Annotated in this window: 12 protein-coding genes and 1 pseudogene; 6 read left to right on the forward strand and 7 right to left on the reverse strand. The window is 65.4% G+C overall.

Features of this window, described 5'->3' with window-relative positions; translation table 11 throughout:
* A partial coding sequence (locus MOV74_RS17440; protein WP_246924824.1) for a methyl-accepting chemotaxis protein occupies positions 1-1510 on the reverse strand: 1510 nt, incomplete at its 3' end.
* Between the two features lie 114 nt (positions 1511-1624).
* Positions 1625-2236, reverse strand: coding sequence for a TetR/AcrR family transcriptional regulator (locus MOV74_RS17445; RefSeq protein ID WP_246924829.1), 612 nt, complete (start codon positions 2234-2236; stop codon positions 1625-1627).
* Positions 2237-2302: 66 nt separating this feature from the next.
* Between MOV74_RS17445 and MOV74_RS17450 the strand changes: the two genes are divergently transcribed.
* Together MOV74_RS17450 and MOV74_RS17455 are read left to right on the forward strand one after the other, a co-directional pair.
* Positions 2303-2818 (forward strand): tautomerase enzyme, encoded by a 516-nt coding sequence (locus MOV74_RS17450; protein WP_246924832.1) that lies wholly within the window; start codon positions 2303-2305, stop codon positions 2816-2818.
* Positions 2819-2858: 40 nt separating this feature from the next.
* Positions 2859-3635 carry a crotonase/enoyl-CoA hydratase family protein gene (locus MOV74_RS17455; protein WP_246924835.1) on the forward strand — a complete coding sequence of 259 codons (777 nt, stop codon included), beginning with the start codon at positions 2859-2861 and terminating at the stop codon, positions 3633-3635.
* 1 nt (position 3636) lies between these two features.
* Here the strand turns inward: MOV74_RS17455 and MOV74_RS17460 are convergent, their stop codons facing one another.
* Positions 3637-4065, reverse strand: a complete 429-nt coding sequence (locus MOV74_RS17460; RefSeq protein ID WP_246924838.1) for a DUF1810 domain-containing protein — start codon at positions 4063-4065, stop codon at positions 3637-3639.
* A gap of 200 nt (positions 4066-4265) precedes the next feature.
* Between MOV74_RS17460 and MOV74_RS17465 the strand changes: the two genes are divergently transcribed.
* Together MOV74_RS17465 and MOV74_RS17470 are read left to right on the forward strand one after the other, a co-directional pair.
* The gene (locus MOV74_RS17465; RefSeq protein WP_246924856.1) at positions 4266-5231 is read left to right on the forward strand and encodes a DUF2778 domain-containing protein; all 966 of its coding nucleotides are present in this window, start codon (positions 4266-4268) and stop codon (positions 5229-5231) included.
* 66 nt (positions 5232-5297) lie between these two features.
* On the forward strand, positions 5298-5555 hold the full coding sequence (locus MOV74_RS17470; RefSeq protein WP_212085905.1) for a hypothetical protein: 258 nt from the start codon (positions 5298-5300) through the stop codon (positions 5553-5555).
* Between the two features lie 176 nt (positions 5556-5731).
* Here MOV74_RS17470 and MOV74_RS17475 read toward each other — a convergent pair whose 3' ends face one another.
* Positions 5732-7588 carry a tannase/feruloyl esterase family alpha/beta hydrolase gene (locus tag MOV74_RS17475; protein ID WP_246924841.1) on the reverse strand — a complete coding sequence of 619 codons (1857 nt, stop codon included), beginning with the start codon at positions 7586-7588 and terminating at the stop codon, positions 5732-5734.
* A 467-nt stretch (positions 7589-8055) separates the two neighbouring features.
* Here MOV74_RS17475 and MOV74_RS17480 point away from each other — a divergent pair, with 467 nt between their 5' ends.
* Together MOV74_RS17480 and MOV74_RS17485 are read left to right on the forward strand one after the other, a co-directional pair.
* Positions 8056-8610 (forward strand): MarR family winged helix-turn-helix transcriptional regulator, encoded by a 555-nt coding sequence (locus MOV74_RS17480; protein WP_246924843.1) that lies wholly within the window; start codon positions 8056-8058, stop codon positions 8608-8610.
* A 179-nt stretch (positions 8611-8789) separates the two neighbouring features.
* Positions 8790-9881: a TRAP transporter substrate-binding protein gene (locus MOV74_RS17485; protein WP_246924848.1), complete on the forward strand. Its 1092-nt coding sequence runs from the start codon at positions 8790-8792 to the stop codon at positions 9879-9881.
* Positions 9882-10032: 151 nt separating this feature from the next.
* On the opposite strand, the gene MOV74_RS17490 is transcribed toward MOV74_RS17485, so the two are convergent.
* From MOV74_RS17490 to MOV74_RS17500, 3 genes and pseudogenes are all read right to left on the reverse strand, one after another.
* Positions 10033-10815, reverse strand: coding sequence for an ABC transporter ATP-binding protein (locus MOV74_RS17490; RefSeq protein WP_246924851.1), 783 nt, complete (start codon positions 10813-10815; stop codon positions 10033-10035).
* Entirely contained in the window at positions 10803-11858 is a 1056-nt protein-coding gene (locus MOV74_RS17495) for a dihydrodipicolinate synthase family protein (protein ID WP_246924853.1), read from the reverse strand. The genes MOV74_RS17490 and MOV74_RS17495 overlap by 13 nt, the downstream gene beginning before the upstream one ends.
* A 6-nt stretch (positions 11859-11864) precedes the next feature.
* Positions 11865-12144, reverse strand: a pseudogene (locus MOV74_RS17500) (GNAT family N-acetyltransferase); the annotation flags it as partial.

Consider the following 12144-nt stretch of genomic DNA (forward strand, 5'->3'; position numbering starts at 1 on the left):
CGCGGGCGGCGATCTCCGTGCTTTGTGCGACCTGACGGCCGATCTCCGAGATCGAGGAGGTCAGCTCTTCGGTGGCGCTGGCGACGGTCTGCACATTGGTCGAGGTCTGCTCGGAGGCGGCGGCGACGACCGCGGCCTGGCTGTTGGTCTGGGCCGCCGTCGAGGTCATCGACTGCGCAGTGCTTTCCATGGTCGAGGAGGCGCGCGACAGGCCGCCAACGAGCTCGGTGACCTTGGCCTCGAACGCGCGGGTGAGCTCGTCGAGCGCCTGTGCACGGCGCATCTTGCCGTCGTTCTCGGCCTGCTTCTCGGCCGCGAGCCGGTCGGCCCGGATCATGTTGTCCTTGAAGACCTGAACGGCCGCAGCCATCGCCCCGATCTCGTCGGAGCGCTCGGCGCCGGGGATGCTGTCCGCAACCTCGCCCTCGGCAAGCCGCGACATCCGCGTCGTCAGGTTGACGATCGGAGCGCAGACACGGCGGCGAACCATCACGATGAGGCCGACGCTCGCGATCAACACGGCGGCAAGTCCTGCAAGCGCGATGCTGAAGCTGGTGCGCGCGGCCGAAGAGGCGCCGGCGAGAATCTGTTCGGCGTTGTCGTAGAAGGCGTCGCGGACCTCGATGATGGTGTTGAGGCCGCGCTGCGTGGCGGCGTAATAGGTCTCCATGTCGTGTTCGTACTTGCCGCTGATCGCTCCGTCCTTGACGAGCTTGAGCTCGCGGCCGAACTCCTCGACATAGATCGAATTGAATTTCTCCAGCGCTGCGGCGACGTTCGCCGGAGTTGCCGGATTGCCGCGCAATTCCAGCAGCGCCATCACGAGCTGGTCGTTGCGGCCCTGCGAGCGGCCGATGTCGGCCTTCTCGGCGTCGGTCGCCGGCTTGTTGCCGCCGACGAGGTTCTTGTGCAGGCTGGAGTTGAAACCTCCGACGTCGCGCAACGTCATCGCCGTGTTGGCGTAGCTGGCCTGCCGGTAGGCGTCACCATTCAGGATCGCCATGCGGCGGACCTGCTCGTTGAGCAGTGCGGTCACGCTGCTGTTGAGCACGGCGTTGTCGGCGACGATCTTCTTGGCGGCGTCCTTGCGCGCCTCGGCGGGCCCTGCGAGCGCCTTGTCGATGGCCTCGCGCAACGCCGTGAATTTCGAATTGATGCCGTCGATGTTGCCGCCGATGGTGTTGCCGTCGTCGAGGGAGCCGGGCAGCTGCTTGCGCAGTGCGTTCATCTTGTCGCGGGCGCCGTCGGTCTGTTTCCGCAGCTTGTCCTGTCCGGCGAGCTGCGCCGGGTCGATGGTGGCCGGGCCGTAGAGGATGTTGGTGGAGAAGCCGCGCTCCGGATTGAGGTAGCGCGGGATGTCGCTGACGGCGCGAACGATCGCGAGCCGACCCTCCGCTTCCGTGATCCGCTCCATCGTCTGGTACTTCGTCACGGCGACGTAGACGGCGAGGCCGCCGCCCACGGTCGAGAGCGAGACGATGGCGGAGGTCAGGAGCGTACCGATTTTCATGATCTGTCCGGCAATTGGCGCGGGAGGAGACTTTGCACGGAAGATAGGCAGGCGATGTTAATCCGGGGTTTACGCTCTCTGCCGCTGGTCCCGCTGCGATCGACCGGCGCCCATTTATCCGGCTGCGTGGGCGAGGGCGTCGGACAGCACCGTCTCCAGCTCTTCTTGAACCAGATCGAGCGCGTCCGCGCTGCGGTTTGCCCGGCACATCGCGACCGTGCCTTCGATCGCGGCGACGACGAGCGTTGCAAGCCGCTCCGCGCGTTCTGCAGCCAGCCCTTCACGCAGCAAGGCTGCGCGTATGATCAGCCTCCACTCGACGAACACGCCGTTAGCGAGGTCGAGCAGATGCTGCTGCGCCGCCTCATCATCCTTGTCGGAGGCCTCGCCGATATAGCGATCGACGGCGACGGCGAGCACCGGGCATCCAGCCTCGAAGCCGGTCGCCTCCAGCCGGCGGCGCCAGGACGCAACAAAGGCCCGCAAGCCGCCGATCACCCCGCGGTCGTTCATGGCCTTCTCCAGGGGAGTGGACACCTCCTTGCCGGCGAAGGTCACGGCTTCGGAGATCAATTGCCGCTTGCCGTCCGGAAAGTGGTGACCGATCGAGCCGCGCGGCGTCGCAGTGTGGCGAACGACGTCGCGCATGCTGGTGGCATTGACGCCCCGCCGGCTCATCAGATCGGCGGCGCCGGCGATCATCTTGTCGCGCGTGCTGGAGGTCATCGGCGGTTCCATGGTTGGTGTCCGATCTAGGCTATGACGCTTGACATAAGCAAGAGGGACTGGAATATGACGAGTGTCATAATTCTGGAGGGACGGCCCTTGACGATCATCACCGTGACCGCGCCCGCCGGCCGGCTCAGCCTGACGCAGCGCCGCTGCCTCGCGGAAACCCTGACCGACGCCGTGCTCGAGCCCGAGATCGGCCAGCACGTGCCGGCTGCGCGAATGGGCTTTCAGGTCCATTTCCGCGAACTGTCGGCCGACTGCATGGCGATCGGCGGCCAGCTCCTGTCCGATCAGGACACCCCGCGCGACATCATCACCGTCAGGATCGCGGTGATGAACGCGGCATGGCCGGCAGAGGTGCGCGCCGAGGTGATCCGCAACGTGCTCGCCCGGCTCGCGGAGGCCTGCGGAATGCAGATGCCGGCGCCGACCTGGTGGGTCAATTTCGAGATCATCGACGAGGGAAGCTGGGGATCGCGGGGCGGCGTGCTCTCGATCCTCCAACTGCTCGAGACCGGCGTGTTCACGCCGGAGCGGATCAAGGCGATCCGCGCGGCGATTCAACCGCCGGCCTGACATGCCACCAACACCAACGACCGATCACGGGGAGAAGCGCATGAGCGAGGGACAAATTCGTACCGAGGTGCACGGCCACGTTCTCACGATCATCATCGACAATGCCGCGAAGAAGAACGCGTTCACGCCGGCGATGATGGAGCAATTGTCCGATGCGCTGACCGAACTGCACGACAACGAGGCCTATCGCGTCGGCGTGATCTGCGCCGAGGGCAGGGATTTCACCGCCGGTCTCGACATGCCGAAATTCTTCGGGCCCTCCGCGGAGAAGCGCAATATCAGGGAAGGCAATGTCGATCCGTTCGGCCTTGCCAAGCGCTGTCGCAAGCCTGTTATCACCGCCGTGCAGGGCATCGTTTTCACCGTTGGCATCGAGCTGATGCTTGCCGGTGATATCGTGGTGGCCGCAGCGGATTCACGCTTCTGCCAGATGGAATCCAGGCGCGGCATTGCGCCACTTGGCGGCGCTCATTTCCGTTTCCTGTCGCGCGCCGGCTGGGGCGATGCGATGTACCATCTGTTCCTGTGCGACGAGTTTTCGGCCGAGCGGGCCCACGCGATCGGTCTCGTTCAGGAGGTCGTGCCGGCGGGCGAGCAGGTCGCGCGTGCGATGGCGCTCGCCGCCATCATCGCGCGCAATGCGCCGCTCGGCATCCAGGTCACCAAGGAGGCGGCGGCCAAGTACGTCGAAGGCGGCGAGGCGGCGGCGATCGCCTTCATCCCCGAGATTCGCGCCCGCGTGCTCGGCAGCGTGGACGCGAAGGAAGGCATTCAATCCTTCATCGAGCGTCGTGCGGCCGTCTTCCAGGGGCGTTGAACTAGCCCAGCTTCGACAGGATCTCCAGCGTCGCGGCGTCGCGCTCGCCTGCGAAATAGCGGGCGAGCGCCTCGCCGAAAATCGGCTCATCGGACACCGCACTGAACAGCGTCATCGACGAGCGGAATTTGGCGTCATCGGGCGCGCCGAGGATGGCGTTGATGGTACGCCCCTCGACGGCGCGCACGAGGCGGGTGCATTCGACCAAACGCGGGCCGAGGACCGGGTGGGCGAGATAGGCCTTCGCCTCCGCGCGGGAGCTGATGGCGTAGCGCTGCGACATGGCGCTGAAGCCGAGGCCTGCGATTTGCGGGAAGACGAACCACATCCAGTGGCTCCGCTTCCGCCCTCGGGTCAGCTCCCCCTGGACGTCGCGAAAGACCGGGTTCTGGGCCCGGACAAACCGGTCTAGATCGAAAGGATCGGTCATTGGATACCTCGGGATGCCCAGTCGGACCCTTGCCGGCCGCGATTATGCCTAACTTTTGGCTCCCAATGTGGTAGCTGGTATAGAGTCTCCGGGTGGGGGTTGGGCCCCCCGGGGGTCGATTTGGGGATCTGATGGTTTCCGACGCAGGGCACGCCGAGAGGCTGTTGTCGCGCCGCCGTATCGGGCGGGCCGAGCGCGTTTTGCTGTCCCTGGCTGCCGTCGCGTTGGCGCTGGGCGCCGCCGCCTGGGTCGCGGACATCGGGGATTCGAATCTGGGCGCTTCGAGCCAGCTGGTCTCCGCCGCGCTGCCGCCGAGCAATACGCCGTCTTTCGAAGATCGTTTCGCTTCGGCGTCCGGCAATCCGCCGGCCCGGGACCTCGGCCTGCGGACATTGGAGCGTTCCGCCCTGAATGCGGTCCAGCTCAAGCTTCGCGACGCCAAGGCGATGCTAGCCCAGAAGCTGCAGGGCGACGACTGGCGTTCGACCCTGACCGACGACGACCGGTCCGTGACCGAGGAGGCGAGACCCTCACAGCGCGCCGACACCGTTCCGATGCCGCGCTCGCGCCCTGTCCAGGCCGATTTCGCATCCCAAGTCGCCTCGAGCCAGGCCTATGCCGACACCAGTCCCAGGGTCGACAACCGCAGCTTCTTCGAAAGATTCACCGACAAGATCAGGCTGGCCTCGCTGACACCCGGCGATGGCCTGCTCGGCAGGGCACCGGATCTCGGCGCCCTCGGCTACGATTCGCGTACGGCGGTCTATGACATCAAGGCCAAGGCGCTTTACCTGCCGAGCGGCGTGGCGCTGGAGGCCCATTCAGGCCTGGGCGCGCTGATGGACGATCCCGACCATGTCGATCGGCGGATGGTCGGCGCGACGCCGCCGGCGACCTATGATCTGAAGCCGCGCGAAAAACTATTTCACGGCGTCCGTGCGCTGCGTATGACCCCGGCCGAAGGCACTAGCGCGCTTGGCCGCGTCGGTCTGCTCACGCACAACTACATGCTCGGGCCGCGCGGCGATTCCAACGGCTGCGTTTCGATCAAGGACTATGATCGTTTCCTCAAAGCTTACGACAATGGCGAGTTCAACCGTCTTGTCGTGGTGCCGAGCCTGAGCGGATCGGCGACCGCCTCGCAGCGCGCGAGCACCGACTCCTGATATTCGCCTGCTGCGGCGGGGCTGCCGTTTCCCCTTCGTTAAGCCGTCATCGTCCAGAAGCAGCCCATGAGTGATCCAACAAATTCCGAGACCCCGCTGCGCACGACGTTCAAGATCAAGTTGAACGGTGACACGCTGGCGATCGCGACTGTCGGCCAGGCCTATCAATTCCTCACCAACTTCAAGTCGGTCGAGTGGATGGAATTCCGCTCCCTGCATGAGGACGCCGTCGCGGCCCTGGAAGGCGCGGCCGGTAACGCGATGCTGGCGGTGCAGGCGACCAACGCCGTGCGCGCGCTGTTCGTCAGCGCGAAGCTGCTCTGACGCGGTGCCCCGCGTGATGGGACCCGTGTCCCGGACGCGCTGCAGCGCTCTTGCGCTGCTGCGCAGAGCCGGGACCTAGAGCAACACGGTACACTGCGGAAGCATGAGCCCAGCACTGCAGCGCACCGCTGAAGAAGCGATGCGCTGCATCCGGAGCATGAGCGGAGTGGCGACGATCAGTGCCCGTGGTTGCCGTGCCCGTCGTCGTCGTCGTGGTAGTCATGATCCCCGCCGGGCCTGAAGCCCGCGTCGATGCAGGCGAAATTGCCGGCGTCGTTGGTCAGGCCGCTGCCCTTGTAGGCGGCAATCTTCGGATAGACGCAGAGCGGCCGCGTGCCACTGGCCGGGAAGTTGATGGCAATGCGCGGATCGAACAGCCCGCCCGCCGGATAGGGCGAGGTCGCGTTGGTATTGGCCGCGACGATGCGCTCCGGCGCGATGCCTCTCTCGACCCAGTCGGTGATGGCCTTGAGTTCGTTGCCGGCGAAGTTCGCCGTGGCCGCGCCGCCGCCGCAATGGGCCATGTTCGGCACCATGAACAGCCGCGCGAAATCCTCGGCGCGTCCTCCCATGCGCCGGTCCATGCCGCGATACCAGCGGGCGATCGCGGCGCCGGAGAAGATGCCGTCATTGACGGAGGAGGAGATGATCAACTTGCCGCCGCGTGCCCTGAACGGACGTAGATCGCTCGAGGTCGCGGCCATGAAGTCCATGCTGCTTTCGGGATAGGCCGCCGTCTTGGTGAAGATCTTCGGTGCGTCTGTGTCGAAGTTGAATTTGAACACGAAGGCTTCCTGGCCGTTCGGCCCGTTGACGGGCGTGACGACCGGCGGCGTCTGGAAGATCATCGGGATCGCGCCTGCGCCGAGCGTCAGGTTGATCGCGGTGTTGACACCAGGCACCGGGGCGGTGACGACGTTCCACAACTGCCAGCCCGCGCCCGGCGCGGTCGGCGGCGTCCAGATGCCGGCATCCCAGAACCAGTTCGAATAGAGCCGCTGGCCCTTCGAGTTGACCGGCCCGGCATAGATCTTCTTGAGTGCGTTCACTTGCGCGGGGGTGAGGCAGGTGCCGCCATGCGGGGTGCTGCCGTGCGAGCCGGTGCCGCAGGTGTAAGAAGCAAGAGCCGGATACACCTTCTTCGCGGTGCAGGCGTGATAATTGTCGATGATGCCGTCGACCAGACCATCGAGTGCGTCGCAGGCACTCAGGATCGCGGCTGAGGCCACCTGAAGATCCTGCACAGGAAACGTGTCGGGAATGAACGGCTGTCCATTGACGTCGTTGCTGGTCGCCAGCGTGCCGAGCACCTGCTCGTTCCAGGCCTCCGCAAGGCCCGCCTGCGGCAGGTTGAAGCCGGGATTTTGCGAGATGACGCCGTCGAACAGCCAGGGGAAGCGCTGCGACGCCATCATGGCGTCACGGCCGCCGTTCGAGCAGCCCATGATGTAGGAAAAGACGGTGTCGAGGCCGTAGAAATAGGAGATGATCTGCTTGGAGATCGTCGCGGTCTTCTCGATGCCGTTGTAGCCGTAGTCCCTGCGTGCTTGCGCGTCGATCGCGAAATGCGCGGAGCCGCCGGCATTGACATCGTCATCCTGATGTCCGCCCACGACATTGTTGGGGTTGTCTTCGTGGCCGCCGTCATTGGCCGCGACAGCCCAGCCCTGGCCGAGCTCGGTGCCGGCAGCGCCTTGCGGATCGGCGTTGAGGCTGCCGTCGGTACCGCCGCCACCCATCATCTCGAAACGGCCATGCCAGGTGTTGGGCAGGTTGAGCGCGAAGCCGATGCCGTAGGTGAAATGGTTGGGATCCTGCGTCGAGACGCGCTTGTTGATGATGCCGATCACGTTGCAATAGCCGGACTTCTGCGTCGCGCTCAGGATCTGCGTGTTCGGCAGCGTGAGGCCGGTGAGCGCCGTGCAGGACGCGCGCGGCGCGACGCCACTCGGCGGAAATCCGTGCGCAATAGCCTGCGTGCCGAGAACGGCACAGCCGGCCATGATGGTCGATGCGAGAAATAGGCGTTTCATGTCAGTCCCTCCCGGTTTCATCAATGATGGTCGAACGAGCGCCCCCACGAGCGCGTGTTCGTTCGGTGGTGTCGTTGGCAATGTCGTAGCCGGCGCAGGGATGAAGGTGCGGTCGCCGGGCGCGGCCGTGCGATGTGGCACACGCAACGCGTTGATGCGTGCTGCACGGTCGGCCGGACCGCGATGCATGAGCGCACGCAGCTCGGCGCCCATCTGTGATGGAAGCACGACGTCATCCCCCTTTGGCCCCGCTCGTATGGCGGCGGGCGTTCACGATCCTAGGGCGGGCGATGTTGCCGTGTCAACATGACGCGGCGCGCGAGTGCGCTGCGCAACCTGCCGTAGAAGCTGTACTCGCGAAGCGCGCGATCTCCGCCCGGCTTCTCGATCGGGCCCGGCTGCGATAGGCTCGACATGCGAATCCCGGATGGCCGGGACGGATACCGCTGCGTGAAAGATCGTCGTCGATGGAGCCGAAGAAGACGGGCGTCAGGAAGCGATCGTCCAAGGGCGCGCCGCGCAGGGCGCCTGTTGGAAAGCCGCTGCGGTCCGCGCCGCGCGATGTAGCGGCTGCAAAGCCCGCCCGGCCGAAGCTGCTCGCCTCCGACGATCTGTCCCGTTCGCTCGGCTATCGCATCCGGCGGGCCCAGCTCTGGGTCTTCAAGGATGTCAGCCGGCGGCTCGCCGCCTTCGATATCAGCCCGGCGCAGTTCTCCGTGCTGTCAGTGATCGAGGCCAATCCGGGCGTCAATCAGCTCGCCATTGCGCAATCCCTGTCGATCGAGCGGGCCGGGCTCGGGCGGCTGGTGGATCATCTGGAGCGGCGGGGCCTGGTGCAGCGTTCGGCCTCCGCGATCAACCGCCGTTACTATGTGCTGTATCTGACGCCGGCCGGGGGGACGCTGCTGGGCCGCTTGCGCCCGGCGATTGCCGAGAGCGAGAAGATGCTTGCGGCCAAGATCGGAGCGCGCGCGTTCAAGGAATTACAGCGGGCGCTCGCGGTCTTTCTCCAGGAGACCTGAGGCGCTTTCGGCAAGTCCTTGGTTCGGTGCGCCGTTTTGGCGGCCGATGGCCGCGGCGCCATGCGTTCTCGCAGCTTGAACTCCGCACGAGGAACAGGCAAACGGTCCGCCAAGTCCGTGGCCAAGCCGGTTCACAGAGCCATCCGTTTCGAAGCTGACATCAAGGGAGAACCCCCATCATGAAACGCCGTACATTCCTCAGGGGCGGCGCGGTCGCCGGCGCGACGACGCTGGTTGCTGCACCCGCGATCGCGCAGAGCGCGCCCGAGATCAAATGGCGCCTGACCTCGAGCTTCCCGAAGTCGCTCGACACCATCTACGGGACGGCGCAGACCTTCGCGAAATATATTGCCGAGGCCACCGACAACAAATTCCAGATCCAGACCTTTGGCGCCGGCGAGATCGTTCCGGGCTTGCAGGCGCTCGACGCCGTCAGCACCTCCTCGGTGGAGATGGCGCAGACCCCGCTCTATTTCTACATCGGCAAGGAGCCGGCGCTGGCCTATGCCACCGGCGCGCCCTTCGGCATGAACCATCGGCATCAGGAATCGTGGTGGCACTTCGGCGGCGGCGCCGACCTCACCAATGAGGCGCTGAAACCGTTCAAGGCGCACGCGATCCTGTGCGGCAATTCCGGCACCCAGATGGGCGGCTGGTTCCGCAAGGAGATCAAGACCGTCGACGACCTCAAGGGCCTCAAATTCCGCATCGCCGGCATGGGCGGCCATGTGCTGGCAAGGCTCGGGGTCGTCCCGCAGCAGATCGCGGGCGGCGACATCTATCCGGCGCTGGAGAAGGGCACGATCGACGCGGTCGAGTTCGTCGGTCCCTATGACGACGAGAAGCTCGGCTTCCAGAAAGTAGCCAAATACTACTACTTCCCCGGCTGGTGGGAAGGCGGCGCCATGCTGCACATGATCGTCAACGACGAGAAATGGGCCTCGCTGCCCAAGCAGTACCAGGCGATCGTCAACCAGGCGGGCGCGGCGGCCGGCGCCTGGATGCTCGAGAAATACGACAGCGTGAATCCGGCAGCGCTCAAGCGGCTGCTCGCCAACGGTGCGGAGCTGAGGGCGTTCCCGCAGCCGGTGCTGGAGGCCTGCTACAACGCGACCCAGGAGCATCTGAACGAGCTCGCCGCCAAGAGCGAGCTGTTCAAGCGGACCAAGGACAGCCACGACGCGTATATGAAGGAGCTGCTGTTCTATACGCAGATCGCGGAGAATTTTTACGACAACTACCTGCTCAGCAAGATGCGCAACAAGAGCTGAGCGCGAGGCGCGGGCGCGGAGTTTACGCCGCGCCCGGCTCTCGTAGGGTGGGAAAAGGCGCACTTGCGCCGTGCCCACGTTCTCTCGCTTCACTGGCAATGGTGGGCACGCTTCGCTTTGCCCACCCTACGACACCTATCGTGTGGCCGTCTTACGCCGTACCCAATCCCAGCTTCGCATAAATCCGCCTTGCATAGGCGCCGAATGCGTCCGTGGTCTTCAGCGGCAGGTCGCGCGGGAAGGGCAGGTCGATCGGGAAGTAGTCGGCCATCTTCGCAGGTCCCGCGGTCAGCACGGCGCAATGCGAGGACAGGAACACGGCTTCCTGGATCGAGTGGGTGACGAAGATGATGGTCTTGCCGCTCTCGCGCCAGATCCGCAGCATCTCAAGATTCATCTGCTCGCGCGTCAGCGCATCCAGCGCGCCGAACGGTTCGTCCATCAGGATCAGCTTGGGGTCGTGGATGAAGGCGCGCGCGATCGCGGTGCGCTGCTGCATGCCGCCGGACAGCTGCTGCGGATATTTCTGCTCATAGCCGGCGAGCCCGACCAGGTTGAGCAGATCGCGCGCCCGTTCGCGCGCGGCCTTCATCGGCAGGCCGACGATTTCGGCCGGCAAGAGCACGTTGTCTAGGATGGTGCGCCATTTCAGCAGCAGTGCCTGCTGGAACACCATGCCGATGTCGCGGGTCGGATCGAACGGGCTGTTGGCATTGCCGATTGTCACGGTACCGCCGTCGGCATCATGCAGGCCGGCCAAAATCTTCATCACCGTCGTCTTGCCGCAGCCGGACGGGCCGACCAGCGAGACCAACTCACCTTCCTGCACGTCCATGGTGACGTCGGACACCGCGAGAAACTCCGTGCCGCCGCTGCGATAGACCTTGCGGACGCCTTGCAGGCTGATGAAGGGGGCCGCGATCATGCCAGCCATTTATTCAGGTTGGCGGCGACGAAGGCATCGTCGCTGAGGTCGGCGTGCTCACGGGTCACGCGATCGATCTCCTCCTTCTGGCCGAGGCTGAGGCCCTCGTTCGGATCGAGGCACCACAGGCCCTGCATCAGACCTTGGCGCCGCAGCACCTCGTGGCAGCCGGCGATGCAGCCGTGGAAATTATTGGCGACGTCGAAGAAGGCGCTGTTGCAGTCGGTGACGCGGGCATCGAGCGCCAGCAGGTCCGCGGGCACGCTGTCCTTGTGCCGAGCCGCCTTGCAGCGCTCGAACTGCTTGATAGCACTCGCTGTCCACACCGACCAATGGCCGAGCAGGCCACCCTTGAAGTAGGTGCGGGTCGTGACGCCGTTCTCGCGCAGATCGAAGGGCAACGTCAGGTCGAGCAGGATGTGATCGTCATTGCCGCTGTAGAGCGCAACGCGGTCGAGGGCGCCAGCCGCCGCGACACCGCGCAGCACGTCGAGGGTGCGATAACGGTTGAACGGCGCGATCTTGATCGCAATGACATTGTCGATCGAGGCAAAGCGCTGCCAGAAGCGGCTCGACAGGATGACGCCGCCGACGGCTGGCTGGAGATAGAAGCCGATCAGCGGGATTTCGGCGGCGACCGCCGTGCAGTGGGCGATGATCTCGTCCTCGGACGCGCTCTTCATCGCGGCGAGGCTGAGCAGCCCGGCGTGATAGCCGATGTCGCGCGCGGTGCGGGCTTCTGCGGTTGCCTGGCGGGTTGGGCCGGCAAGGCCTGCGACCATTGCCAGCGGACGCTTGGTCCATTGTGCTGCTGTCTCGGCGGCGAGCTCGAGCACGGGGCGGTAGAGGCCGACATCGCGGATGGCGAACTGCGTGGTGTGCACCCCAACGGCAAGGCCGCCTGAGCCCGCGTCGATGTAATAGCGTGTCAGCGCGCGCTGGTGCGTCTTGTCGAGCTGGCGCTCGGCGGTGAGCGCGAGGGGATGCGCCGGCAGCACGGTGCCGTCGGCGATCAGCTTGCGGATGTCGCTCTTGATCTGGCTGTGGTGCATGATGTCCTATCCGAATTCGGGGCCGGCGACGGCGAATGGCATTTCCTCACCCGTGACGGTGGCGGGCCCGAACCGCATGCGCTGGAACGGGCGTTCGATGGTCCAGCCACCCGCGGTCAATCCATCCAGGAACGCGCCTTGCGAGGCGACGGCGTCGAGCAGGAGCGGACTGGTCTCGGAGCGCACGATCGCGTCAACCAAGGCCAGAGCTGCCGCGGCGTCGTCGGCAAACAACGGGCCGATATGGCGGGCGGTTCTGCCGTCGCGAACCAGCGCGATGGCGCCG

It is taken from the genome of Bradyrhizobium sp. SHOUNA76 (genome assembly GCF_023006445.1).
Taxonomy (GTDB): Bacteria; Pseudomonadota; Alphaproteobacteria; order Rhizobiales; family Xanthobacteraceae; genus Bradyrhizobium.